Origin of the sequence: Streptomyces sp. LBL (genome assembly GCF_029893585.1) — a bacterium.
Classification (GTDB): Bacteria; Actinomycetota; Actinomycetes; order Streptomycetales; family Streptomycetaceae; genus Streptomyces.
In genome coordinates, this window is sequence record NZ_JARXYX010000019.1 from 162,438 (window position 1) to 187,096 (window position 24,659).

At 69.3% G+C, this 24,659-nt stretch carries 24 protein-coding genes and 2 pseudogenes; 12 read left to right on the plus strand and 14 right to left on the minus strand.

Annotated elements, in window-relative coordinates:
• Genes efeB through M2271_RS23520 form a run of 3 tightly spaced genes read left to right on the plus strand, consistent with a single transcriptional unit; the run spans window position 1 to window position 3,091 of the window.
• A complete protein-coding gene (efeB, locus tag M2271_RS23510; RefSeq protein ID WP_280889273.1) occupies window positions 1-1,254 on the plus strand; it encodes an iron uptake transporter deferrochelatase/peroxidase subunit in 1,254 nt (417 codons plus the stop codon).
• A 3-nt stretch (window positions 1,255-1,257) separates the two neighbouring features.
• Window positions 1,258-2,130, plus strand: a complete 873-nt coding sequence (efeU, locus tag M2271_RS23515) for an iron uptake transporter permease EfeU (RefSeq protein ID WP_280889274.1) — start codon at window positions 1,258-1,260, stop codon at window positions 2,128-2,130.
• Window positions 2,090-3,091, plus strand: a complete 1,002-nt coding sequence (locus M2271_RS23520) for a hypothetical protein (protein WP_280889275.1) — start codon at window positions 2,090-2,092, stop codon at window positions 3,089-3,091. The genes efeU and M2271_RS23520 overlap by 41 nt, the downstream gene beginning before the upstream one ends.
• A gap of 148 nt (window positions 3,092-3,239) precedes the next feature.
• Here M2271_RS23520 and M2271_RS23525 read toward each other — a convergent pair whose 3' ends face one another.
• Together M2271_RS23525 and M2271_RS23530 are read right to left on the minus strand one after the other, a co-directional pair.
• A complete protein-coding gene (locus M2271_RS23525) occupies window positions 3,240-3,977 on the minus strand; it encodes a bifunctional DNA primase/polymerase (protein WP_280889276.1) in 738 nt (245 codons plus the stop codon).
• A gap of 192 nt (window positions 3,978-4,169) precedes the next feature.
• On the minus strand, window positions 4,170-4,790 hold the full coding sequence (locus tag M2271_RS23530; RefSeq protein WP_280889277.1) for a TetR/AcrR family transcriptional regulator: 621 nt from the start codon (window positions 4,788-4,790) through the stop codon (window positions 4,170-4,172).
• A 120-nt stretch (window positions 4,791-4,910) separates the two neighbouring features.
• On the opposite strand from M2271_RS23530, the gene M2271_RS23535 reads away from it, so the two are divergent.
• Window positions 4,911-5,108: a DUF6243 family protein gene (locus tag M2271_RS23535; RefSeq protein WP_280889278.1), complete on the plus strand. Its 198-nt coding sequence runs from the start codon at window positions 4,911-4,913 to the stop codon at window positions 5,106-5,108.
• 12 nt (window positions 5,109-5,120) lie between these two features.
• On the opposite strand, the gene M2271_RS23540 is transcribed toward M2271_RS23535, so the two are convergent.
• The 3 genes from M2271_RS23540 to M2271_RS23550 all read right to left on the minus strand — a co-directional run bounded on the left by M2271_RS23540 (window position 5,121) and on the right by M2271_RS23550 (window position 8,899).
• Window positions 5,121-6,110, minus strand: coding sequence for a small ribosomal subunit Rsm22 family protein (locus tag M2271_RS23540; protein WP_280889279.1), 990 nt, complete (start codon window positions 6,108-6,110; stop codon window positions 5,121-5,123).
• A gap of 283 nt (window positions 6,111-6,393) precedes the next feature.
• Window positions 6,394-7,509, minus strand: coding sequence for a serine hydrolase domain-containing protein (locus M2271_RS23545; protein WP_280889305.1), 1,116 nt, complete (start codon window positions 7,507-7,509; stop codon window positions 6,394-6,396).
• A gap of 34 nt (window positions 7,510-7,543) precedes the next feature.
• A complete protein-coding gene (locus M2271_RS23550) occupies window positions 7,544-8,899 on the minus strand; it encodes a multidrug effflux MFS transporter (RefSeq protein WP_280889280.1) in 1,356 nt (451 codons plus the stop codon).
• Between the two features lie 87 nt (window positions 8,900-8,986).
• On the opposite strand from M2271_RS23550, the gene M2271_RS23555 reads away from it, so the two are divergent.
• Window positions 8,987-9,994 carry a Gfo/Idh/MocA family oxidoreductase gene (locus M2271_RS23555; RefSeq protein WP_280889281.1) on the plus strand — a complete coding sequence of 336 codons (1,008 nt, stop codon included), beginning with the start codon at window positions 8,987-8,989 and terminating at the stop codon, window positions 9,992-9,994.
• Here M2271_RS23555 and M2271_RS23560 read toward each other — a convergent pair.
• A pseudogene (locus M2271_RS23560) lies at window positions 9,981-11,218 on the minus strand (alkaline phosphatase D family protein). The gene M2271_RS23555 and the pseudogene M2271_RS23560 sit on opposite strands and share 14 nt — an antisense overlap.
• A gap of 521 nt (window positions 11,219-11,739) precedes the next feature.
• Window positions 11,740-12,066 carry a nuclear transport factor 2 family protein gene (locus M2271_RS23565; protein ID WP_280889282.1) on the minus strand — a complete coding sequence of 109 codons (327 nt, stop codon included), beginning with the start codon at window positions 12,064-12,066 and terminating at the stop codon, window positions 11,740-11,742.
• A 183-nt stretch (window positions 12,067-12,249) separates the two neighbouring features.
• Between M2271_RS23565 and M2271_RS23570 the strand changes: the two genes are divergently transcribed.
• The gene (locus M2271_RS23570; protein WP_348539186.1) at window positions 12,250-12,660 is read left to right on the plus strand and encodes a MazG-like family protein; all 411 of its coding nucleotides are present in this window, start codon (window positions 12,250-12,252) and stop codon (window positions 12,658-12,660) included.
• 42 nt (window positions 12,661-12,702) lie between these two features.
• Here the strand turns inward: M2271_RS23570 and M2271_RS23575 are convergent, their stop codons facing one another.
• Window positions 12,703-13,482 carry an ATP-binding protein gene (locus M2271_RS23575; RefSeq protein ID WP_280889283.1) on the minus strand — a complete coding sequence of 260 codons (780 nt, stop codon included), beginning with the start codon at window positions 13,480-13,482 and terminating at the stop codon, window positions 12,703-12,705.
• Window positions 13,483-13,668: 186 nt separating this feature from the next.
• On the opposite strand from M2271_RS23575, the gene M2271_RS23580 reads away from it, so the two are divergent.
• Together M2271_RS23580 and M2271_RS23585 are read left to right on the plus strand one after the other, a co-directional pair.
• Entirely contained in the window at window positions 13,669-14,541 is an 873-nt protein-coding gene (locus tag M2271_RS23580) for a helix-turn-helix transcriptional regulator (RefSeq protein ID WP_280889284.1), read from the plus strand.
• Window positions 14,538-14,741 carry a DUF397 domain-containing protein gene (locus M2271_RS23585; protein WP_280889285.1) on the plus strand — a complete coding sequence of 68 codons (204 nt, stop codon included), beginning with the start codon at window positions 14,538-14,540 and terminating at the stop codon, window positions 14,739-14,741. The genes M2271_RS23580 and M2271_RS23585 overlap by 4 nt, the downstream gene beginning before the upstream one ends.
• 186 nt (window positions 14,742-14,927) lie before the next feature.
• Here the strand turns inward: M2271_RS23585 and M2271_RS23590 are convergent.
• Window positions 14,928-15,155 (minus strand): annotated as a pseudogene (locus M2271_RS23590) (hypothetical protein); the annotation flags it as partial.
• A gap of 143 nt (window positions 15,156-15,298) precedes the next feature.
• Here M2271_RS23590 and M2271_RS23595 point away from each other — a divergent pair.
• Together M2271_RS23595 and M2271_RS23600 are read left to right on the plus strand one after the other, a co-directional pair.
• Window positions 15,299-15,595 carry a hypothetical protein gene (locus M2271_RS23595; RefSeq protein WP_280889286.1) on the plus strand — a complete coding sequence of 99 codons (297 nt, stop codon included), beginning with the start codon at window positions 15,299-15,301 and terminating at the stop codon, window positions 15,593-15,595.
• Window positions 15,592-15,990, plus strand: coding sequence for a hypothetical protein (locus tag M2271_RS23600; RefSeq protein WP_280889287.1), 399 nt, complete (start codon window positions 15,592-15,594; stop codon window positions 15,988-15,990). Before M2271_RS23595 ends, M2271_RS23600 begins: the two co-directional genes overlap by 4 nt.
• A gap of 269 nt (window positions 15,991-16,259) precedes the next feature.
• On the opposite strand, the gene M2271_RS23605 is transcribed toward M2271_RS23600, so the two are convergent.
• Window positions 16,260-18,413: a tetratricopeptide repeat protein gene (locus tag M2271_RS23605; protein ID WP_280889288.1), complete on the minus strand. Its 2,154-nt coding sequence runs from the start codon at window positions 18,411-18,413 to the stop codon at window positions 16,260-16,262.
• Window positions 18,410-18,820 (minus strand): hypothetical protein, encoded by a 411-nt coding sequence (locus M2271_RS23610; protein ID WP_280889289.1) that lies wholly within the window; start codon window positions 18,818-18,820, stop codon window positions 18,410-18,412. Before M2271_RS23610 ends, M2271_RS23605 begins: the two co-directional genes overlap by 4 nt.
• Window positions 18,821-19,050: 230 nt before the next feature.
• Here M2271_RS23610 and M2271_RS23615 point away from each other — a divergent pair, with 230 nt between their 5' ends.
• Window positions 19,051-19,320 (plus strand): hypothetical protein, encoded by a 270-nt coding sequence (locus M2271_RS23615; RefSeq protein ID WP_280889290.1) that lies wholly within the window; start codon window positions 19,051-19,053, stop codon window positions 19,318-19,320.
• Complete coding sequence (locus M2271_RS23620; protein WP_280889291.1) at window positions 19,313-19,951, plus strand: DUF6879 family protein; 639 nt, start codon at window positions 19,313-19,315, stop codon at window positions 19,949-19,951. Before M2271_RS23615 ends, M2271_RS23620 begins: the two co-directional genes overlap by 8 nt.
• Before the next feature lie 141 nt (window positions 19,952-20,092).
• Here M2271_RS23620 and M2271_RS23625 read toward each other — a convergent pair whose 3' ends face one another.
• The 3 genes from M2271_RS23625 to M2271_RS23635 all read right to left on the minus strand — a co-directional run bounded on the left by M2271_RS23625 (window position 20,093) and on the right by M2271_RS23635 (window position 24,124).
• On the minus strand, window positions 20,093-20,998 hold the full coding sequence (locus M2271_RS23625) for a hypothetical protein (RefSeq protein WP_280889292.1): 906 nt from the start codon (window positions 20,996-20,998) through the stop codon (window positions 20,093-20,095).
• Between the two features lie 257 nt (window positions 20,999-21,255).
• On the minus strand, window positions 21,256-22,878 hold the full coding sequence (locus tag M2271_RS23630) for a ricin-type beta-trefoil lectin domain protein (protein WP_280889293.1): 1,623 nt from the start codon (window positions 22,876-22,878) through the stop codon (window positions 21,256-21,258).
• Window positions 22,879-23,032: 154 nt separating this feature from the next.
• On the minus strand, window positions 23,033-24,124 hold the full coding sequence (locus tag M2271_RS23635; protein WP_280889294.1) for a chitinase: 1,092 nt from the start codon (window positions 24,122-24,124) through the stop codon (window positions 23,033-23,035).
• Window positions 24,125-24,659 lie beyond the last annotated feature (535 nt).

The following is a 24,659-nucleotide window of genomic DNA, read 5'->3' on the forward strand; positions in this document are numbered from 1 at the left end:
ATGACGGACAACACCCCGGACACCGTCGCGCCTTCCCGGCGCGCGCTGATCGGCTGGGGCGGTGCCGGGCTCGCGCTCGGTGCCGTCGCGGCCGGCGGCACGGTGGCCATGACCCGCGCCGGTGCGGACGTGGACCCGGCCGGCGCCGAGACGGGCGCCGCGGTCGCCTTCCACGGCACCCACCAGGCCGGCATCGCCACCCCGGTGCAGGACCGGCTGCACTTCGCCGCGTTCGACGTGACGACGGACGACCGTGCCGAGCTCACGCGGATGCTGAAGGACTGGACCGAGGCGGCGCGGAAGATGACCGCCGGTCACGCGGTCGGCGAGGGTGGGTACGGCGGACTCGCCGAGGCACCGCCGGACGACACCGGCGAGGCGCTGGGACTGAAGCCCTCGCGGCTGACCCTCACCATCGGCTTCGGACCGTCGCTGTTCGAGAAGTTCGACCTCGCGGACCGGCGGCCCGAGGCCCTCGTCGACCTGCCCCAGTTCGCCGGCGACAACCTCGACAAGAACCGCAGCGGCGGCGATCTGTGCGTCCAGGCCTGCGCGGACGACCCGCAGGTCGCCGTGCACGCGATCCGCAACCTGGCCCGGATCGGCATGGGCACGGTCGTCATCCGCTGGTCGCAGCTCGGCTTCGGCAAGACCTCGTCGACCACGCCGGACGCGCAGACCCCGCGCAACCTGATGGGCTTCAAGGACGGCACCCGCAACATCGCCGGCACGGAGACCGACCGGCTGAAGAAGTTCGTGTGGGCGGATTCCGCCGACGGCCCCGAGTGGATGAACGGCGGCTCCTACCTCGTCGCCCGCCGCATCCGGATGCACATCGAGACCTGGGACCGCACCTCGCTGCAGGAGCAGGAGGACGTCTTCGGCCGTGACAAGGGCGAGGGCGCCCCGGTCGGCAAGGCGAAGGAGCGCGACGAGCCGTTCCTGAAGGCGATGAAGCCCGACGCGCACGTACGGCTCGCGCACCCGGCCGCCAACCACGGGGCGACGATCCTGCGCCGCGGCTACTCCTTCACCGACGGCACGGACGGCCTGGGCCGACTGGACGCGGGGCTGTTCTTCCTCGCGTACCAGCGGGACGTCCGCAAGGGCTTCATCCAGATCCAGCGCAACCTGGCCACGGACGCGCTCAACGAGTACATCCAGCACGTGGGTTCGGCGGTGTTCGCGATCCCACCCGGCGTCCGGGACAAGGACGACTGGTGGGGCAGCACCCTGTTCTCCAAGGAGGCGTAACCCGTGTTCTCCAACTATCTGATCGGTCTGCGTGAGGGGCTGGAAGCCAGCCTCGTCGTCTGCATCCTGATCGCCTACCTGGTCAAGACGGGCCGCAGGGACGCCCTGAGGCCGATCTGGATCGGCATCGGTGTCGCCGTCGTCCTGGCGCTCGGGTTCGGCTCCGCGCTCGAATTCGGCTCGCAGGAGCTGACGTTCGAGGCGCAGGAGGCGCTCGGCGGTTCGCTGTCGATCGTCGCGGTGGGCCTGGTGACCTGGATGGTGTTCTGGATGCGGCGCACCGCCCGGCACCTGAAGTCGGAACTGCACGGCAAACTGGACGCCGCCCTGACGATGGGCACGGGCGCCCTGGTCGCCACCGCGTTCCTCGCGGTGGGCCGCGAGGGCCTGGAGACCGCCCTGTTCGTGTGGACGTCGGTGCACGCGGCCAGCGACGGCACCCCGCGCCCGCTGGCCGGTGCCGCCCTCGGCATCGCCACGGCGGTGTTCCTCGGCTGGCTGTTCTACCGCGGTGCCCTGCGGATCAACCTCGCCAAGTTCTTCACCTGGACCGGCGGCATGCTGGTCGTGGTGGCCGCGGGCGTGCTGGCGTACGGCCTCCACGACCTCCAGGAGGCCGACTGGCTGCCGGGCCTGAACAAAAGGGCCTTCGACATCAGCGACACCATCCCGGCGGACAGTTGGTACGGCACTCTCCTCAAGGGCGTCTTCAACTTCCAGCCCGATCCGACGGTTCTCCAGGTCACGGTGTGGCTGCTGTACCTGATCCCGACGCTCGCCCTCTTCCTGTCCCCGGTAGGGTTCGCCTCCGGGAAGGGGAAGGTGAAGCAACCTGATGAGCAGGGATCGCGGCCCTCTGAGGCTCCGCAGGCTTGACCGGAGCGCACTGATAGCGGCCTCGCTGACCGCTTTGTCGTTGACGGCGAGCGGTTGCATGGTGGTCCACGGCGAGCGGGAGGTGCTGCCCGCGACCACCGCGGCGGAGGCCGCCAAGGCACTGGGACAGTTCACCGCCGCATACAACGCCGCCGACAAGGCGTACGACAGTTCGCTGGACGCCGGCCATGTCACCGGTGCCCTCTCCGCCATCGACGCGGCCCGGCTGAAGGCCGGCGCCGCGAACAACCCGGACGGCAACCCCGCGCACAGTCCGCTGAAGCTGTCGGACGCGAAGTACACGATCCCGAAGAAGGCGGGCTGGCCGCGCTGGTTCGTCGTCGACGCGGCCGGCAACAAGGGCGGCAGCGCCCGCTGGCTGTTGGCGTTCACCCGGGGCAGCCTCGACGAGCCGTGGCAGGTGGCCTATCTGACGCTGGTCGCGCCCGGGAAGGTGCCGGAGTTCAAGAAGGACACGGACGGCTGGGCCGAGGCGGTCGACACGAAGTCGGCCGGACTGACCGTCAGGCCCGCGGACGTGAGCAAGGACTACACCACATACCTGAAGGACGGCCAGGGCGCCTTCGCGAACGGCCCGCACACCAGCGTGTGGCGTGCGCAGCGCGCGAAGGAAGCCAAGAGGCCGGGGCTGGTCAGCCAGTACATCGACGAGCCGCTGACGAGCGGTGACTACGCGCCGCTGGCCCTGCGGACGGCGGACGGCGGGGCGCTGGTGTTCTTCTCCACGCACCACTACCAGAAGCAGACGGCCTACCCGGGTGCCTCGATCCCCACGCCCACCGACGACGTGCTCGCCCTGACGAAGGGCGAGATCAAGCAGTCGCTCACCATGGAGTTCGTCTCCAACGAGGTGGCCCTGGAACCGGCGAAGGCGGCGGGCGACCAGCGGGTGACGGTGCTGGGACGGATCCAGGGACTGACCTCGGCGCAGGGGTCGTAGCGGGTCGTGGACGGTCGTAGCGGCTCGTGGTGGTCGTAGCGGACCCGTTGCGGCTCGGCTTTCCGGGGCGCTCCGTGGCGTTCCATGCCGTCAGCGGCGTTCCGTGCGTTTCAGGGGCGTCCGTGCCGCTCAGAGGCGCCCGTGCCGTTCAGTGGCGCAGGGGCCAGGCACCGTTCGTGTGGTGGTAGGGCTCCTCGCCGATATGGCGGGCGCAGGCGTCGGTGAGGACTTCCAGCAGGGTCAGCGGGTCGGGCAGCGGGTGTTCGGGGCCGCGGACCCAGTACACCCGCTGGTCGCCGGGGAGCCGGGCGGGCGGGACGAGGACGTAGGAGCCGCGGCAGTGCCAGCGCAGGCCCGGGTGCTCGTCCATCGTCTCGGGGTGGCAGTCCAGTTCGCAGGGCCACCACTCGTCCTCGTCCTCGGGGGTGCCGCGGGTGAGGGTGAAGAAGAGGAGGCGGCCGTCGTCGCTCTCGGCGACCGGACCGACGTCGATGCCGGCGCCGAGCAGCCTCTCCAGCGCCTCCAGACCGGCCTCCACCGGCACGTCGAGGACGTCGTGCACCATGCCGGTCGCGGTGATGAAGTTGGCCTGCGGCTGATGGCGGGCCCAGCGCTCGATCTGCGCGGGGTCGGTGGTCGACTGGGTCTGCCAGGCGAACGACACCGGATGCCGGGCCGGGGTGGGACAGCCGACGCGGTCGCAGGAACAACCGTAGCCGGGGGCGGGGTGGGCGGCGGGGGCGAGCGGCAGGCCCGCTCCGGCGGCGGCGAGCAGCAGAGCTTCACGGCCGCCGTTGTCCGTGGCGGCCTCCTGCGGGCGTCGTCCCCGCAGCCATTGGGAGAGTTTGCCCTGCCGGCCGGTACGGCCACCGAACTCCGCGCTCATCTATCCCCTCTCACCTCGCTGTCGTGCGGAACAGCATGCCCTATGGTCCCATTCTCTCTCGCTCCGGGGGACCGGGGCGGGCGACAGGGAGGGGGCAGGCGGAGCAAGAGGGGCGCACACCGGCGCCGAGTGCGGCGCGTCCAGCGCCCGTGACCGCTCACTCAACTGTGGCGCTCCGTCGAGCAGTTGATCTCAGCGGGGTGCGATGCCGTGGAGGGCGTAGTCGACGAGGGTGTCGGTGTACTCGTAGGAGATCGGGCCCGTGTACTGGAGCCAGCGCTGGGCGAGGGGCGAGACCCAGAGTTCCAGGGCGATGCGGGGGTCGATGTCCCGGCGGACCTGGCCGACCTCCTGCGCGGCGCGCACCCGGTCGACGTACAGCTGGAGCGACGGTTCGAGGAGCTTGGCCATGAATATCCGGCCGACCTCCTCGTTGACCACGCCCTCGGCGGCCAGGGCACGGGACGGCGCTTCGAACCGGGGGTCCTTGAGCTGGTCGACGGTGAGCCGCAGCACGGCCTTGAGGTCGGCGGCGAGGTCGCCGGTGTCCGGGATGACGTACACGTCCTGCGGGCCCGCCTCCCGTGACGCCTGTTCACTCAGGTCGATGAAGGCCTCCAGCAGGACGTCCGCCTTCGACGACCACCATCGGTAGATCGTCTGCTTGCCGACGCCGGCGCGGGCGGCGATGCCTTCGATGGTGGTCTTGGGGTAGCCGGCCTCGGCGACCAGGGCGAGAGCGGCGTCGTAGATGGCACGGCGGGACTTCTCGCTGCGGCGGGCGGTGTCGGGGGCGGACTTCTTGACGGCCATGGCCCGAATTTATCAGTTGACAAGACGCGGCGTCTCGCCGGACAGTGATGACGCAGGAGCGAGACGACACGTCTCGTCATATCGGCAGTCCATCGAGCAGTCCATCGAGAGGAGACCTTCATGTCCCGGGGCGGATCAGGAAACATGCTCGGCGTCGGCGGCACCCGCAGGAATCTCGGCCGAAAGGCCCTGCGGGGCGGCGAACGCGGCGGCCGGTTCGGCGGGCCGGCCCTCCAGGACCAGAAACGGGAGCTGCTGCGCAGGCTCCAGGAAGAACGCGCGAGCAAGGAGGCGGCTACGGGCGACGAGTCGTCGTGACCAGAAGGGGTCCTAACGGTCCGCCGGGGGCCAGGCATCGCCCCAGTGGGCGTCGCGGGCCGCCTTGTAGAGGTGACCGTGGCGTTTGGCGACCGTGCGGCGGCTGAGCTGTTCCTCGGCCTCGCACAGGTCGAGCAGGACCTGGCCCTTGCGGATCTGCGGGCGCCGGACCACCCGGGTGGGGGCCGGCGCCACGGGGAAGCGGGCGGCGGCGACGTAGCTGAACTTCTCGTCCTCGTAGGCGAGGGAGCCGCCCTTGACCTGGCGGTGCAGGGAGGAGCGGCTGACCCTCGCCGAGAAGTGGCACCAGTCCTCGCCGGGGACGATGGGGCAGGCGGCGCTGTGCGGGCAGGGCGCCGCGATGTGGAAGCCGGCCGCGATCAGGCGGTCGCGGGCCTCGATGACGCGGGCGTAGCCGTCGGGGGTGCCGGGTTCGACGATCACCACGGCCTGGGCGGCGGCAGCGGCCGTGTCGACGAGGGCGGCGCGGTCGGGGGCGGTGAGCTCGTTGAGGACGTAGGAGACGGTGACGAGGTCGGTGGGGTCGAGGGTGAGTGCCGTGCCGATCCTCTCGCGCTGCCAACGGGCGTTGCGCAGGGCCGGGTTGGCGGTGGCCACCTCGCGGCCGAGGGTGAGGGCGGGTTCGGCCCAGTCGAGGACGGTGACGGGGCGTTCGCCGTCCCAGGTCGCGGTGACGGCCCAGGTCGCGGCGCCGGTGCCGCCGCCGACATCGGTGTGGCCGGCCGGGGTCCAGTCGGGGACGGCGTCCGCGAACGCCTCCAGCGCGGCGTGCACCGCCTCGAAAGTGGCGGGCATGCGGTAGGCCGCGTAGGCGGCGACGTCCGCGCGGTCGCGGAGGATGGGGCTGTGGGTGGGGGTGGTACCCCGGTAGGTGGCGATCAGCCGGTCGACGGCCTGGGCGGCCTGCTTGGGCGGAAGCCCGTCGAGCAGGGCGGCGACGGCGGTACGGAGAGTTTCGGCCGGGGCTACGGGGGCGTTCACCCGGTGATTCTATGGGGCGGTGCCGTGGTGTTGGTGAGGTACTCGCTGGGGGCTTTGGGCTGGGGGCTTTGGGCTCCCCGGCTCCGGGCTCCCGGCTTTGGGCTCCGGGCTCCCGGCTTTGTTGGGCTCCGGGCTCCGGGCTCCCGGCTCCCGGCTCCGGGCTCTTGGCTCCGGGCTCTTGGCTTTGGGCAGGACGTGGGCCCCGTACGTCACCACCTGCCGTCAGCTCCCCCGCACCGCCCGTGCTCCCCCGCACCGCCCGTGCTCCCCCGCACCACCTGCGTCAGCTCCCCCGCACCGCCCGTGCCATCCGCGTCCCCGCTGCCGCCCTCGGGCTGTTGTCCGGGGGCCTTCTTCGTGGGTGGACCGTGTTCGCCAACAGGACGAGGAAGGTGTCCGTCGCACGGTCCAGGACCAACGACGTTCCCGTGAAGCCCGTGTGGCCCGCCGCTCCGCGTCCCGCCAGTTCGCCCATGAACCACGGCTGGTCCAGGGCGAAGCCGAGCCCCGGCGGGGTCAGCAGCAGCTCCACCGAGTCGGGGCCGAGGACGCGGGCCGGGCCGTACGAACCGCCCGTCAGCAGCGCGCGGCAGAACACCGCCAGGTCCCGGCCGGTCGAGAACAGGCCCGCGTGACCGGCCACCCCGCCCAGCGCCCAGGCGTTCTCGTCGTGGACCTCGCCCCGCAGCATCCCCCGGTCCGCCTTGGCCCAGGGCCGCCGCTGGTCCTCCGTGGCCGCCGCGCCGGGGCACGGGCCGAAGCGGGTGGCCGTCATGCCGAGGGGGCGGGTGATGCCGTCGCGGACGAGGACGTCGAGGGTGCGGCCGGTGACGCGTTCCAGCAGGTGCTGGAGGAGGAGCGGGTTGAGGTCGGAGTAGGTGTACGTGCCGGGGGCGCCGATCGGGGACTCCGCCCGGAGCCGCGCCAGGCGTTCCCCGTCGTCGGCACAGTCGTACAGCGGGAGTTCGGGGCGCAGTCCGGAGGTGTGGGTGAGCAGCTCCCGTACGGTGATGCCGTGTTCGGCGGCGGCGCGGAAGTCCGGCAAATACGCGCCGACCCGGGCGTCGATGCCCAGGGTGCCCCGTTCGAGCTGCTGCAGGACGGCGACCGCGGTGCACAGCTTGGTGAGGGAGGCCAGGTCGAAGGGGGTGCCGACGGTCGTCGGGACGCGGGCTCCCGGCGGGAGTTCCACGCCCGTGTCCGTCACGGGGTCGTAGGACGCGTAGCGGACGGCCCAGCCCGCGGCCTCCTCCAGGGCGATCACCGGTCCGCGCCCGGCGACCACCACGGCGCCCGCCGCCCAGGGTCGCTCGCCGGTGGTGAGGTCGTGGACCTCCCGGGCGAGACGGCGCAGTTCCTCGGGATCGAGTCCGGCCCGTTCCGGTGTGTCGTGGCGCAGTCTCGGTGCGCTCAGCTCCCTGCTCCCTCCGCGGTCACACGCCTCTTCCGGTCTTCCGGGAACGGCACATTCCCATGAAGCAGCCCAGTGCCACCAGTGCGGCGGCCAGTTGGACGACGGCCATCGGGACGGCGGTGTGCTCCCCGGCGATGCCGACGAGCGGTGTGGCGAGCGCGCCGACGAGGAAGGACGTCGTACCGAGCAGGGCGGAGGCGGAGCCCGCGGCGTGCCGGACACGCATGAGGGCGAGCGCCTGGGTGTTGGGCATCGTGATGCCCATCGCCGACATCAGGACGAACAGCGCGGCGGCCATGGGGGCCAGGCCTACCTCGCCGAAGACGTTCAGGGACATCAGCAGCAGCGCGGTCGCGGCGGTGATGACGATCGCGAGGCCCACGGCCAGTACGCGGTCCAGGCTCACCCGTCCGACCAGCACCTTGCCGTTGATCTGGCCGGCGATCACCAGGCCGACCGAGTTGAGCCCGAACAGCAGGCTGAACGTCTGCGGGGAGGCCCCGTAGATCTCCTGGATCACGAACGGCGAGGCCGAGATGTAGGCGAAGAGCGCGGCGAAGGTGAAGCCGCCCGTGAGCATGTAGCCGGAGAACCGGCGGTCGGCGAGCAGGGTGCGCATCGTGCGCAGCGCCTCGCCGACCCCTCCAGGGTGGCGGTCGGCGGGTGCGAGGGTCTCGGGGAGCTTCGCCCACACGACACCCGCCAGCAGCGTCCCGACCACCGTCAGCACCATGAACACGCCCCGCCAGTCCGTCACGCGCAGGATCTGCCCGCCGATGAGCGGCGCGACGATCGGGGCGACCCCGGAGATCAGCATGAGGGTGGAGAAGAAGCGGGCCATGGCCACGCCGTCGTAGAGGTCACGGACGACAGCCCGCGCGATCACTATCCCGGCCGCACCGGCGAGGCCCTGCGCCAGCCGGAAGACGACCAGGAGCTCGACCGTGGGGGCCACGGCGCACAGGGCGGTGGCGACGACGTAGACGGCGAGGCCGATGAGCAGGGGGCGTCGGCGGCCCCACTTGTCGCTCATCGGTCCGACCACCAGCTGGCCGAGCGCCATGCCCGCGAGGCAGGCGGTGAGGGTGAGCTGGACGGTCGCGGCGGGGGCGTGCAGGGACTCGGTGACCTCCGGGAGGGAGGGGAGGTACATGTCCATCGCCAGCGGGGGCGTGGCGGTGAGACAACTCAGGATCAGGGTGACCAGCAGTCCGGTGCGGCGCAGCGCACGGGCGGCCGGTTCCGTTGTCGGCACGGCCGCCCGCGCCACGTCCGATGCCGATGCCGATGCCGATGCCTGCGAGGGTATCGATGGCGACGGCGGTGTCGCTGATGTCTGTGATGTCTGTGATGTCGATGCCCATTGGTCGGGCATGTGCCCCTCCCTCTTCAAGTGATCCGCCACCTATGCTCTCAGCTCGTACAGAGTGCCGAGGGTCACGTGAGCGAGGGTGGAGCCGGGATGACGGAGCAGAAGGTGCGTTGGGGGATCCTGGCGACCGGTGGAATCGCGGCCGCGTTCACCGCGGAACTGGTGGACCTGCCGGACGCGGAGGTGGTGGCGGTGGCCTCGCGGACCGAGCAGTCGGCGAAGGCGTTCGCGGAGCGGTTCGGGATCGCGAGGGCGTACGGCGACTGGGACGCGCTGGCGCGGGACGAGGACGTCGACGTCGTGTACGTCGCCACCCCGCACTCGGCGCACCGGGCGGCCGCCGGCCTGTGCCTGGAGGCCGGGCGGAACGTGCTGTGCGAGAAGGCGTTCACGCTGAACGCGCGGGAGGCGGAGGAGCTGGTCGCGCTCGCCCGGTCGCGCGGGAGCTTCCTGATGGAGGCCATGTGGATGTACTGCAACCCGCTGATCCGGCGCCTGGCCGACCTGGTGCGGGACGGCGCGATCGGCGAGGTGCGCAGCGTGCACGCCGACTTCGGCCTGGCGGGGCCCTTCCCGCCCCAGAGCCGGCTGCGCGACCCGCTGCAGGGCGGGGGCGCGCTGCTCGACCTCGGCGTGTACCCGGTGTCGTTCGCGCATCTGCTGCTCGGTGAGCCCGCGGACGTCGTGGCGCGGGCGGTGCTCTCCGAAGAGGGCGTCGACCTCCAGACGGGCGCGCTGCTGTCCTGGGAGAGCGGCGCGCTCGCCTCGGTGCACTGCTCCATCATCGGCGGTACGGCCACCACGGCGTCCGTGACCGGCTCGCTGGGCCGTATCGACATCCCGTACGGCTTCTTCCACACCGACCGCTTCGTGCTGCACCGGGACGGCCGTGACCCGGAGGAGTTCACGACCGGCCCGGCGGAGCGGGGCAGCCTCAGGCACGAGGCCCAGGAGGTGATGCGGGCCCTGCGCGCGGGCGGGACCGAGTCCCCGCTGGTGCCGCTCGACGGCACCCTCGCCGTGATGCGGACGCTCGACGCGATCCGGGACCGCGTCGGCGTCCGCTATCCCTCGGAGGACACGCTCACGCCGGCGTGAGGCCCTGCTCCCCCACCCGCGTCACGAAGGACGCGGCCGTGGTGACCGGCGCCCCGGGCCTGGTCACGTACGGCACCGTCCGGAAGTCGGCCCGCGCCTGCTCGCGGCCCAGGGCGACGGGCTCCTGGGTGGCGCCGGTCATGGTGCGTGCCGGGTCGTCGATGTCCGGTCCGGGCAGCTGGGAGCCGTCGCCGTAGGCCTGGTCGGAGCGGTACTGGCGGGTGTCGAGGACGTCGAACTGGGCGAGCCGTCCCCAGTGCAGGCGCCGGTGGAGCCGCATGTCGGGGCCCTCGGGCGGCTGGGGGCGGCGTAGCGGCTGGTGCTCCCAGTAGGCGCGGTAGGCGGAGGCGCGGCGCAGCAGGAACTCCTCCGGCGGGACGTTGTTCTCGGGGGCGTCGTCGGCGTAGTTGTTCTCGGTCTCGTGGTCGTCCCAGGTGACCACGAAGGGGTGCGCGGCGTGCGCGGCCATCAGGTCGGGGTCGGACTTGTAGAGGGCGTAGCGCAGGCGGTAGTCCTCCAGGGTCAGCGTCTCGCGGTTGAAGACGGCGGGGAGGGTCCGATCGGTGTAGTTCCGGTTGCCGCCGACCGAGTTGACGGCGTACTCGTACAGGTAGTCCCCGAGGTGGAAGACCACGTCGACGTCGTCGGCGGCGAGATGACCGTACGGCGTGAAGTGGCCGTCGTGGTACGCCTGGCAGGAGACGGCGGCGAGGATGAGCGACGGGACCCGGGCGCCGGCGCGGTGCGGGTACGGCCGGTCGGGCTGATCCAACTGCCGACGCGGAAGCGGTAGTGGAAGACACGGTCGGAGTCGAGGCCGCCGACCTCGGCGTGGACGGTGTGGTGGAACTCCGGGTGGGCCACCGCTGCGCCGCGTCTGACGATCCGGCGGAACCGTTCGTCGTGCGCCACCTCCCAGCGGACCAGCACCCGTTTCCCCGGGAGGCCGCCGTCGGGCTGGTACGGGGCGGGAGCGAGCCGGGTCCACAGGAGCACGGAGGTGGGCAGCGGGTCGCCGGAGGCCACGCCGAGGGTGAAGGGGTTCTCACCGATCTGCGCGGCGTCGAACTCGGCGGCGCTCGCGGTGCCGGCGGTGGGCAGGTTCACGGAGACGGCGAGCGCGGCGGCGGCTCCGGTGACGGTCAGGAAACGGCGGCGGCCGATGTGCCGGGCGGCCGCGCGCAGTTCGGCGGCATGCTGGGACGGGTGTGCTGCGGGTGTCATCCGGTCCTCCCCTGACGAATGCGTCAGGGGACATTGGAGTGGCCGGGGACGACACCCGATTGGCACGTACACAACAGCCAAATGGCGGATGGATGAGTTCCGCAGGGCGGACCCTCGCCTGCGCCGCGCGGCCGTGAACGCCATACGAACGAACGAGGTAGGCCGCGACTGAGTCGCGCGCCCGATCGCCGCCTGCCCAACTTACACAAACGGAATTACGCGCTCCACTTCAAATAAGCCGGTGAACAGGCTTATGCTCTTGACCATCTCCACAAGAGCTTCACACTTGGAGGAGACGGCTTCCGTTGGCCACTCCCGAGGGGGGAGGCGGCAGCCGTTCCACCGCATCGGGTGGGGGTGGCCTCGCGCGGGACCGCGAGGACGCACCGGTGCAGGGGAACGGCTGCCGCGTTGAACGCCACGTCGAATGCCGCGCTGATCCGCGCATGCTTCGAGAGCTCGGCTGAACTGGGCTGGGCTGGTCTGCTCTGGTCTGCTCTGGTCTGTCGGTCGTACGAGGTTCAGGCCTGCCCGGTCTCGAAGCGGGCGATCCTTCCGTCGCCGTCGACCGTGAAGCTCCAGCGGGTGCGCATCTCGCCCCAGCTGTCGTTGCTGTAGCGGGCGATGAGGGCGCGACCGCCCCGGGACTCGTTGTCGACCTTCATGTGGCCGTGGGAGGAGAAGATCTCCCGGTCGGTCCACTCGTCGAGGTCCCGGTCGGACCCGTCGTCCGCCATGGTCGCGCCGGGTGCGAGCAGCGCGCGGAAGGCCTCGCGGTCGTGGGCGTTGACGGCGGACACGAAGGCGCGGACGGCCGGGTCGCGCAGCTTGGCTGTCTGAATCGTCATGCCAGCCAGACTCACATCCCCCACCGTGGCCTGCCACCTGAAGGGCACCGGGGGCGGGACGGAGCGGGGAGGGTCGGGGTGAGCAGGAGGCGTTGTTCGAGGAGGCGTTCGACGAGTAGGTCGAGGGGGTGACGAGCAGAGACACGATGTCGTCGGTGCCGGGGCGCGTGACACGCTGCCCACATGACTGATCCGGCCGCACGGACGGCACCACTCTCCCCCGGGACGACACCCGCCCCGCCTGCAGGCCTCCCCCAGCCCACCACGGGCCTCCCCCAGCCGGCCCCTGACCTATGGAACTCCATCGACGAGCTGTGGGCGTGGCTGGACGCCAACCGGGCGAACGGGGGCGACCAAGGCCTGCTGCTGCGCATGCTGAAGCTGTCGGAGGAAGTCGGCGAGGTCGCCCAGGCGGTGATCGGGGCGACCGGCCAGAACCCGCGCAAGGGCGTCACGCACACCTGGGAGGACGTCCAGGGCGAGCTGTGCGACGTGGTGATCACCGCCCTGGTGGCCCTGCGCACGCTCACCCCGGACACCCGCGAGGTCTTCACCCGGCATCTGGCGAAGGTGACGAAGCGTTCGCTGGGCTAGTGCCGCGGCACTAGCCACCGCGCTCACCGCGCGCTCACGCTCTCACCGAGGCGCGGGCGGTGCACACAGAGCACCAGCCGCGCCGAACTCGGGCACACGGCCCCAACCGGCCTGCAGTCCCAGCCGGCCTACGGCCCCCGCCGAAGGGATGGACCACTGATCACCCCGGCGTGCCCTCCTGCCTTCCTGCGCGGAGGGCACGCCACCGTCCCGGACAGTCAAGGGCTCGGCCGCGTGTACCCGTAGCGCCGGGCCCTCGTCCAGTCCAAGCACCACGGCGAGTCCACCGGTTGCGTACGACTCGGTCCGCACCCTACGGACAGCACGCCACTCACCCCACACCCGCACTCGCTGACCAGCCCGCACCATGACCGCCGCGACCTTTCGCCCGTCGGACGCAGCCACGATGTCCGGCGCTTTCAACTCGGCCCACACGGTCTTCCCGATCCCGCCCGGGCGCTCGTCGACTCCCCAGCGGTGAGCCAACGCCTCCACGAGCAACAGCCCGCGCCCGCCGGTCTCCTCGTCGCCAGGAGTCCGCACTTCGGGCCTGCCCGGGCCCGCGTCGCTGACTTCCAGCCGCAGCAACCCGTCCTCCAGCGATCTGACGATCCGTACACCCACCTGCCGGTCACTCGGCACACGCACACGCAGCGCGTTGGTCACCAGCTCCGAGAGCACCAACTCTGCTGATTCCAGAACATCTTGGGCCACTCCCCAGCCTCCGAGCACAGCGTGTAACGCCGCCCGGGATCTCGGCACACTTCGACGGCAGCGGGACAGCCGGAACGCGACTTCGTTCGATCCCAAGCTCTCTGCCATGACGCCCCCTGAGGGTCGATAGCTGCTGATCAAGCCTTCGCGCTGCAGCGCCAATTACTGGCGATCCACTCACAGCGTTCCGCAGCATATAGAATGGCGCAATATTGCATGGAGCCTGCAAGGCCTGATTCACTCATTCGAGTAAGCCCCACGTCCTGCAGGTCTGGCCTCTGGTAGGAGTCACACATGCCTACTGTCAAACCGTCCACCGTCCTCGGACGCCAACTCGGCGATGAACTCCGCAAGTTCCGTGAAGCGGCAGGTGTGTCCATGGCCGAAGCAGCCGAGCTGCTCGACTGCACCAAAGGAAAGATCAGCCGGATGGAGAACGGGCACGTACCCGTCCGCACCCCGGATCTGAACGCACTCATGTCTGCGTATCGGGTCGAGGACCCGGAGACGCGTAACCGCCTCGGAGCTATGGCACAGCGAGCCAACCGACGCCGCCGCGATGGCTGGTGGCATCAATACGGATCCGTACTGGGCGACTCGTACCGCGATCAGATCGAACTGGAGGCCATCTGTGACAGCGTCCGAACCTATGAGGTGCAGTTGATCCCAGGGCTACTTCAGACGGCGGAGTACGGCCGCGCAGTGACGGTCGCTTCACGCGCCTGGAAGACACCTGAGGAGATCGATCAGTTCGTCCAGGTGCGGCTCGCCCGGCAGCAACGGCTCACCGACGAGGACCCCATGTCCCTCTGGGCGGTAGTGGCGGAAGGGGCCCTCCGTCAGCACGTAGGTGGCCCCACAGTGACGCAGGCACAACTGGAGCACCTCGCCACGGTGGCGGAGCGCCCCAACATCACTGTCCAGGTACTGCCGTTCTCGCGCGGTGCTCACTCAGGTATGTTCGGCCCGTATCTGCTGCTGAGCTTTCCTCAGGTGACATCTCTCGACCTCGTCTTGACGGAGACCCCGACCGGCAACATCTGGATGGAGCGCGAACCAGAGGTCGCGTACTACCGCACCCTCTTCGACGACGCCCGCACCACAGCGCTGCCGCCAGCGGAATCACTCACACTGATCCGCCGCATCGCCAAGGAGTACCGAGCATGAGCCAGGACCATCACATAGAGCCCGTAGTCGCGGGAGCGGCATGGCGTGCCAGCAGCTATAGCGGCGGGCAAGGCAACTGCCTCGAAGTCGCCGACAACCTCCCCGCCCTCATCCCCGTCCGCGACAGCAAGCACCCCACCGGCCCCGTGATCGCCTTCACCCCCCACGCCTGGAGCCCGTTCATCGCCCACCTGCGCTGAGCGGAGCCGGGAGCCTCATGCAGTGAAAGTCGGCCCGCACACCGGCGAGTTCACTCCGGATCCTCCCCCAAGGCCCAGGTCCCGTTTTCCCCACATCAGAGGACGTGCCACAATCCGGCTGTCCCTACCCGGTGTCGCACAGCCCAAAGGCGTCCGCGCTCCCCTTGCGCTCCCCTCCGCCTGACTCGCCATGAAGTGCGACTTACCGGAACCGAACGAGCCGTGCAGGTAGGCCGCCTTGGAACGGTGCCCGTCGAGCGAGGACTTGATGAGCGCCAGCGCCTCGTCGAAGTTCTCCAGCAGCCGCTCGGTGACGACGTAGTCCCTGAGCGCGTTCTGGGCGCCTTCGGGTGTCGTCGCCTCGGCGAGGGACAGTACGAAGTCCGAGGTGGAGATGTTCTCTTTGATGTCGATGACATCGCGGAGGAGGGGCGGCTTGCTGGGCCATTACCGGTCACGCTCTCCATCTGGTGGTCTCCGCCACCGCTTGTACTCGATCGTGCGGGATGTCCGTTGCCCGCTGGCCAGCCGATCCGACTCTCGGTATGGTCGGCGGTATGGCAACGAAGAAGTACACCGTGACACTTCCCGAGGAGCTCGCCGAGGCCATCCGGACCGAGGTCGGCCCGGGCGGCTTCAGCCGCTATGTCACGCACGCCATAGAGCGCCAGCGAGAGCGGGAGCGGTTGCACGAGGCGGTGCGGTGGTGGGAGTCCGAGTATGGGGAGATCACCGAGGCGGAACTGGCCGAGGTCGAGGCCGAGCATCGCGACCTGGAGCGGCAGCACGCCGAGCGGACCGGTGCCCGCGAAACCACTGAGCAGCCGCTCAGGCGGAAGCGGGATGCCGCGTGACCGGAAACCGGGTCTACGTACTCGACAGCGAAGGGCTTTCGCAGTGGGTGCGTGGGGGGCGTCGCATAGGTGCCTATCTGAGGCACGCCGACGATGCGGGCATCCCGGTCGTCACCACCTCGATGACTCTCATCGAGGCTTACGACCCCACGCGCTACCTCCCCAAGTGGCACTGGGCTCTCTCCAAGATCCGTATCGAACCGGTGACGGAGGAGATCGCCAAGGAGGCGACCGGCCTCTTGAAGGAGGCGGGCCTGCACGGCCACAAGTACGCCATCGACGCGGCCCTCGCGGTCGTTGCTCTGCGACAGCCCGGCCCGGTCACCGTGTTCACGTCGGACGAGGACGACATGCGCAAGCTGTGCGCCGACCGCGTGGTCGTCGTGAAGCTCTGAGCCGTCCACGGCCCGTCCCCGTTCGCAGCTCGCTTCCTTCGGTGTGCCCCCGCTCCCCCTGATGCCCGGACGTGGCACACCGACTCGGCCCACGTGGTGCGGTCCACCGCCCCGGTTCGAGGCCGGCCACCGGTCCAGATCGTAGGGGAGAATCCGGAAATACGGGTAGGCGGCGATACACGCGACGTGCCAATCCTACGAACGTCCGCACGCTGAGCGTCACCGGGGAGAGTGCGCGATCCGGAACGCACCGTCGCCGCATCCCGCTGTCATCCACCAGGCGGTTGCGGCGGGCGCCATCGACCCGATCGGTACTCGTCCAGCAACCGACGGCTCGCGACCGTGAAGGGATGCGCGGGTCCCAGGTCGCGTTCCCGCCGTGCGACCACATCGGTCATCAGCTCGATCCCCTCCTCCACATGGCCGAGCGCGGCCCGGGTCCGGGAGAACAGTTGCCGGGCGGCGAGCACGATCGGGTACTCGGGCCCGAAACGCCGCACATACGTCTCGGCGACCCGCCGGATCTCACGGTCGGCCTCGTCGAAGCGGCCCAGGAGGTACAGCGCCCAGGCGTGGTTGTGTCGGGCGCCCAGGGTCACGGTGCGGTCGGGGCCGAGGAGCCGGTCGCACTCCGAAGGCAACGAGAGCAGTGCACCGTCTTCCTCGGTGACCACTTCGGCGGCGGGCAGCATCTCCAACAGGCTGGCGCGGGCCCGCAGGGTCAGCGGATGCGTGGGGCCCAGCGCCGCGCGCCGCCCGGCGACGGTGTCGCGGAGCAGCGCGACGGATTCCTCGCGTCTGCCGAGGTTCGCCAGCACGAGCTGGAGGCCGTAGCCGCTGTCCGTGGTGTCGGGGTCGTCGGCGCCGAACAGGCGCTCCTGGGCGTCCCGGACCGCGCGGAGCGCCGCTTCGGCTTCGGCGTACCTGCCCAGCCGGAACAGCGCCCGCCCCGCCCTGGAGCGGGCGGCGAGGACCGTACGGTGGCTCGCGCCGAGGAGTCGCTGTGCCAGGTCAGCCGCGCTGCGGGCGGTCTCCCAGGCGGAGAGGTAGTCACCCGTCCGGTGCAGGGCGACCGACAGCCGCGTCGCGACGGCCAGGGCGTCGGCGGCGGACGGCCCGCCGACGTGCCGCAGCAGGGCCAATGCGTGAGGTACCAGCAGGCGCAGTCCGGGATCGTGCGGCCCCGCGTCGGGTACGCCGGGCACGGCCGCGTCGAGCAGCCGGACGGCTGTCGTGTCGAGGGCCGGCACCAGGTCCGCGGGGGTCGCGGCCGAGACGCTGTCGAGCAGGATGCCGTGACTCTGTACGCAGCGCGCGCCGGCGGCGTCGACCACCTCGGACAGGGACTGGTCGAGGAGGGCTCTGAGGGCTGTCTCGGTTTTGGCACGAGGCAGTACGGCGCCGATGCCCGAGTGGTTGAGCAGAGTCAGCGGCAGCGGCTCGGCGGCGAACCGGGCCAGCAGTCTGAGCAGTGCCGCCGCTTCGGGCAGCCCGCGCGCTTCGAACGCGTCGAGGGTCAGCTGCCAGGTCAGGCCGACCAGACGCCGGGGGTCCGCTTCGGACAGCGCCTCGGCTCCCCGGTCGATCAGCTGGACCCGTTCGTCTCCGTCGAGCTGGTCCCCGTAGGCGTCCATCGTCCAGGGGTCGATGACCTGGTGGGAGAGGAAGCCGCCCGCCAGGGTGAGGGCGAGAGGCAGCCGCCCGAGCCGGTCCGCGACCCGCGCCGCCTGCTCCGTCGTACCGCTGTGGGGTGCGAGATCGCGCAGCACCAGCGCGGCGTCCTCTCGGGGCAGTACGCCGATGTACTGCAGCTCGGCGCCCGGCCACCACCGGGCCGCCGCTCGCCGTGTGGTCACCAGGACGGTGCCGCGCGGGCTGGTGCGCAGCCAGTCGCCGTCCCGCAGGATCTCCGGCTCGTCGGTGTTGTCCAGGACCAGTAACCAGGGCTCGGCGGAACGGTCGAGATACGTCCAGACGAGATCGGCGGCAGGTCTGAGACCGTTGCGTGCGGCGAGCAGTTCACCGTCCCCCGCTCCTCGGTCGGCGGCAACGGCGAGCATCCCGGCGCGCAGGCTCGCACGGTCGGAGGCGTTGACCCACAGGCCCACCCGACCCTGTTCTCCGGTGGCCTCCTGGAACAGGGCGCAGGCGACCGCCGTCTTGCCCGAGCCGCCCATGCCGTACAGCACGTAGACCTGGCCGCCCCGCTCCGCCTCGACGCTCGCCCGCAGGCGTTCCATCACGTCGCTGCGGTCGCGGAGCGCGACGGGGGGCCGGCCGACCGCCGGGCGTCGCACCGAGTCCGGCCCGCCGTGCTCCGGCCCGTCAACGCCGTAGTGGTGGTGCTCGCTGATGTGCTGGTCGCCCCGCGACTGGTAGACCCGTCCGTGGTCCTCGGCGTGGCCGTCCGTCCCGCCCGTCATCGCTCGGCGATGTGCTGGTCACGTCCCGCTTGGTAGACGCGGGCCTGACCGGACGCGGTGGCGTGCTGGGTGATCTGCCGGGCGGCCGAGCCACCGGGATCGAGTTGGTCCAGCAGTGCGCGCAGTTCCTCGACGGCAGCGGGCCGGGCCACGAGCAACCGCCGCACCAACCCCTGCCATTGAAGGCGTAGTTCGTCCAGGGTTTCCTGGTCGTCGGCTGCCGCGGCGGCCAGCACGTCCTCGCGACCGGCCTCCAACTCGACGGCGACGGTCTCGGCGCGCTCGGGTTGCGTCCGGCGCCAGAGCTGCGTGATCCCGTCACGCACTTGGTGCCAGGCATCGGTCGCCATCAACGTGACCAAGGTGGTCCCCGCACTCTGTGCGAGCACGGTCACTTCTGGGTCCACAGCCGCCCTCCTCCGTTCACCCGATTTTCCGACAGCACAGATGGAAGGTGTCGCCTGTCGGGCGTTGGCATGATTTTCTTTCCGATCAATATCATTCCAGCCCTGAGCGACATGAGACAAGGAGGAATCAATCTTCGCCATTACCCCCGCGGACCGGTTCCCACACATGGCCAGGCAGGCAAGTTGCACGCTACAGTGAGGCATCCAGACTGATCCAGGGGGCGAGGGAAATGACCAGGCCATGGGAAGCGAATCCGGACACCAGTTTCAAACAGCGGCTGGGGAAAACACCCCAGGAACTCGGAAACACAACCGGAACTCCTGACTGCCCGGACATCTGGGAACTCACCAACGGCGACATCGCTGTCATCGGCCGGGACCTCACCCAGTCACTCGGCAGGAACCTGCCCGAAGGGGTCTCGATCGGGGCGGACGAACGCCTCGTGGTCATCCCCAGGAACATGCTCATCGCGGCGAAGCCGGACATCCCCAGTGTTTGACTCCTTCCCCGGCAGCGCCTCCGAACACCTGGACCGCCCCACCTACCACGCGGATTTAGGGCGGGTCTACACCAGCGGGATCGGCTTCCTCAACAAGCTTGAGCGCGGCCAGCACTTCAAGGAGCCCGGCTTCCCGAGCTGGGAGGCCTTCGCCGACGGTGACTGGGACAAGGCTCTGTCCCTTGCCGACGAGAGGCGCGAGGACTACGCGCAGGAGCTCCGCAAGGCAGCGCGACTGGGCGTCACTCAGCGCCGTCTTCGCGTCGTGGAATTCCCGATCACGCCGTACGTGCAATGGGAGTTGTTCGTCCTGCGCGTACGCGTGGACCTGGGCGACGACATCAAGGTTCTCGACGCTCGCGATATTTCGAACATCGAGAGAACTCGCCCGGTTCCAGAAGTAGTGATTCTCGGCGATGCAGCCATGTACGAGGTCGTTTACGACGAGGACGGAAATGCGTCCGGAGCCAACCGTTACACCGACCGCTCACTGATCCAAGAAACGAACGCCGGGTTCGACGCGCTTTATGAGCGTGGTGAGGGATTCCACGATTTCTTCGACCGGGAGATCGCCACCCTCGCCCCGCCAGAGACGTCCGGTACTCCGACGGGTTTTCGCGGTTCGCGGTGATCAGCAGGACGGGGTGACGAGCGAGCCCTCACGTTGACAGCCCACCGCCCCCGGCGGCGACGACGAGAACACCCGCCACCTCGGCCGCCCCTTCGACATTCAGACGGGATTCAGACGGGATTCAGACGGGCGCTCGCGGTGTCAGGAGTGAGGTCCCTCCAGCTTGGCGGCCGTGGTCTCCGCGCCGTGCTCTTCAACGCGCGCTGCGGCGAAGGGCTCGTGGTCTTCCACGACTTCGCCCTCCACGACTTCACCGTCCACGAAGTCGCCATCCATGACTTCACTGTCCGTCACTCGGTGCGACGGTTCCGCCAGGGGCAGGCCGGCGAGGTGCTTCTTGAGCCTCTTGGCCATCGGAAGGTAGGTCGCAAAAGTGAGCCCGCCAGAGACAGCGGCCCCTACGAGAGGGATGGCCTTCGAGAGGGTCTTCGCGAACGACTGCTTCGTCATCTGGACGCCGAGGTACGCCGCGACCTTTTTCACTATCGGGTAGACGACACCCTGGGTGAGTGCCTTCTGGGGCAGCTTCTTGGCGACCTGCTCCGCCATCATCCCCGCGACTTTCCCTACCGCGGCGTTCGCCGACTGAGTGCCGAACATCACGCCGAAGAACAACGTGAGCACCCCCATGGTCGCGTCGTCGACGTCGTCACCCTCGCCGGAGAACAGATCGGGCCAGCTGTAGAGGTACGCGAGTTTCTGCGCGATACGCACCATGTGACCGAAGTACTGGGCCACGTCGGCGGGCACGGTGGCAGGAAGGGCGAGGATGCCGGGTATCCCGGCGGCGGCGGAGAGAGCGCTGACCTTGGCGGTTTCGAAGCGGATGGAGTCGTTGGCCAACTTGTCGAGAACCTCGACAGGGATGCCTGCCGCAGCGGGTGTCTCTTCTGTCGCTCTCCGGATGTCGTCCTCGGAGCAATGACGAGCCAGCGCACTTCGGAGGTACGCCTCCCTGTCGATACGCACACCCGGAAGCTTCGCTGCCGCCAGCAGCACCGCGGAGAAGCGCGACTCGGGGTTCTCGATGCCTTTGCCCGGTTTCATAGCAGAAACCTACAGTAGTTCCGCGCTCCAAGGGCCGTGCTGGGTCAGCTCAGTTGTGGCCTCGTATGGACAGCGGCGGGCCTCATCGAACGCACCGTCATCCCCGCCACCCCCGGTCCAGCTCCGCCATCAGCCGGCCCCTGACGGTCAGGCGCTGACGCATGCCCTGCGGCCGCTTGCGCGGTGGAGCGTGCGACGAGGCTTGATCACCAGGGGCGCCGGACGGGTCCCGGCGGCTTGACAGCGGGAAACCCGGGTCAGACCGCCAGGTGGAACTGTTGGTTGGCGGTGCCGGTGCAGGACCAGATCTGCAGCCGGGCGTTGTTGGCGGTGGACATCTCGGTGACGTCCAGGCACTTGCCTGAGGCCGGGTTCACCAGGGTGTCCCCGTCGCCGCGCTGCCAGACCTGGGCGGCGCTGCCGTTGCAGTCGTACAACTGCACCTTGGTACCGTCCGCCGTGCCGGCGGCGGCGAGGTCCATGCACTTGCCGAGCGCTCGGAGGGTACCGTCGCCGCCCACGGTCCACTGCTGCGCATCAGTGCCGTTGCAGTCGTACATCTGGACGGCGGTGTTGTTGGTGCTGTTGGCCGCGGCGATGTCCACACACTTGCCGCCGAGGCCGGTGATCGGCCCGGTGGGCAGCTGGGTGTTGGGCATCACCGGGTTGTTCGCGTTGGTCAGCGTCTCCCAGGCCACGAACAGGTAGTTCGTTCCCGAGGGGCGGCTGCCTTCCGTCAGGGCCTGGGTGTTCGCCATGGCGATTCCCTGCCTCGTGTGCAGGGCGTTGAACCCGGTCTCCGTGACCGGGCCGAGGCCACGCTTGAGGGATCCGCTACCGCACAGATTCGCCGGTTCCGGGGCCGCGCGCAGTTCTTGGGTGGATTGCCATCCCAGAGCCTGCCGCAGGCGTTCTCCCACCTGAGGGTAGAGATCCAGGTTCTGCATGAGAGCCGTTTCGGCGATGTGGGACATCGAGGCGATGCTGTAGCCGGTGTGCACGAAGTCCCGGCACGTCTCCTGCGTCATCCCGGTGATGTAGCGGTTCGCGGTCTCCCAGTTGAAACCGCCGTCCGGGCTCCGATGGGGCGTGGGCCCGTCCGATTCGAGATAGACGAATGCGGGCACGCGTGCGAGGTACTGGTCGACGGCCTTGTCGAAGGTGGCCCCGTCATTGGTGAAGACGGAGATCCCCATCGAGGCCTCGGCCTCGACGAGGTCCCAGTTGCTGGTTCTGTCATCGCCGTTCACCACGACGGGAAGGTAGACAGAACGCAGCATGTTCGCGAAGCGGTCGGCATTCGGCCAGTTGTGATACTGGTACTTCATGAGCTCGGCGGCCTTCACCCACGATGCGGCCGACCACGCCGTTTGAATACCCGTGTTTTCCCCCGTGTGACCCGTGATCGTGGACGACCAGGCGTCCATGATCTCGATCGATTTCTTGGCGTACCGCTCGTCACCGTTGATGGCCCACGCGAGTGCGTCGGTGTAGGCGGCGATCGCGTCCTGCCGTTCGTTCGTGCACCCGTTGTCCGGATTGCTGCTCTTACCGCAGTTGACGACCGGGCGAGGGGTGGGGACACGCGAAAGCGAGGCCAGAGGATCGCTGATCATGTCGTCGTACGCCCCCTTCCAGGGGGCCGCGTTCTGCTGGACCTTGGTCCGCACGAACTCGAGTTGCGTCGAGGTTATGTTTACTCCCGGGTGCGCGAAACTCTGCGGAGCTGAAACCTGAGTCGAAGCTTGAGTCGAAGCCTGGGTCGAAACCTGAGCCGAGTTCGGCGCGGCGGCTGCCGCGACGGCGCTCGTTGACGCCCCCGAGAGCATCAGAAAACCAAACGCTGTCGCGAACGCGAAGCGCTTCTGCATCGAATTCATAAGAGTTTTCCTGTCCGTTGACAAGAGAGCGAAGTGGTGGTGACTGCACGGCGCCGCTGGGCGCCGTACAGTCACAGGAACGCTGAGTGTCCGCCCAGTGAGGGGGCTCGGGTGCCGTGCGATCCCGGCCGCTCCGGCGCCGCACGGGTGGGGTTCAGCAGGAGAGATTGCCGCCCGGGCTGACCCCGAGGACCGCGGTGAACCTCTGGTACGCGCTCACCCGGCTCTGCACCTGCGTGGGGTTCTTCCCATCGCATTCGAGAGAGCCGTTGATGGCGCGGATGGTCTGTCCGAAGCCCGCCTGGTTCACCATCGCGTTGTGCGGGGTCATCGAGCCGGCGCCGGTCGACGTGTTCCAGAACCACAGACCGGTGCGCCAGGCCACGGCGGAATCGTTCTGAACCAGCCAGGGGTTGTGAAGCAGGTCGATGCCGAGGGCATCACCTGCCGCCTTGTAGTTGAAGTTCCAGCTGAGCTGAATGGGGCCGCGCCCGTAGTAGGCGGACTGACCGGCCGGGCAACCGTACGGCTGGCTCGAGTCGCAGTAGTGCGGGTAGTTGGCGGTGTTCTGCTCCACCACATAGACCAGGCCGCCGGTCTCGTGATTGACGTTGGCGAGGAAGGCGGCCGCCTCTTGCTTCTTGACCGTGTCGCTGCCGGTCTTCGCGAACGCCGGGTAGGAGCTCAGCGCCGCTACCAGCCCGCTGTAGGTGTAGAAGCTGTTCCGGTTCGGGAACATCTGGTTGAACTGGGCCTCGCTGACCACGAAGCCGGACGTCGAACCGCCCCCGCTCGCAGGTGCCGTCCACTTCTGGTTCGACTTGCCGGTGCAGGTCCAGATCTGCAGCGGGGTGCCGTTGGCGGAGTTGTTCTCGCGGACGTCCAGGCACTTGTCGGCGGCGGGGTTGACGATGTCGCGAGCCGCGGTGACCACCCACTGCTGATTGGCGCCGCCCGTGCAGTCCCACAGCTGAACGGCCGCGCCGTCCGCCGTGCTGCGCTCGACGACGTCGAGGCACTTCCCAAGCGCACGCAGGGTTCCATCTCCTGAATTGGACCAGATCTGAGCGTTGGTCCCATTGCAGTCGTAGAGCTGCACGGGTGTGCCGTTCGTACTGTCCGCCGACGCGATGTCGACGCACTTGCCGGCCAGCCCCTGGATCTGGCCATCCGCTGCCGAGGCGGTCGGCACGGCCACGAACAGTGCGGCGATGAGTGCGGCAAGCACCGTGAGTGCTGTCAGCACCGCGGACGTGGCAGAAGAAACGCGTCTCTCTGGTAACTGATGGACGAGGGATGTGGGCATGCGGATACCACTCCTTGGTCGGCTCGAGGCCGCGAATGTGTGAGAAACGGGGGATCTTCCCCGTAGGCGTCGGTGTTCCCTGGCGTGAGGCCGTGCCGCTCCTGGGTGAGACGGCGTGGACCGCCGCCTGCCCAACACAACCGCCAGGGTGTCTATAGCTTGTTGACGGCCGCTCCACGGACCGTTGACTTCCGCCTCGCAGCGTCTCGCGCGCCATGTGCAGGAACAGGAATCTCGCGGGCCACATACCCTCGGGACTGGCTCACCACCATGATCACCGGCGGCCGAACACCAAGATCCTCGACAGAGCCAAGGTTAGACTTCGGGCGTGATCCGCCCGGTTGCCCCGGAAGCCTGGCCGCGCCTGCCGGCTTCGGACGTGTCGACGGTCAGGCAATTCCCCACGATCTGCATGATCAGCGTCATGTAATTCCCCACCCCTGCGATCACGACTCCCCATGGGGACAGCGAATCC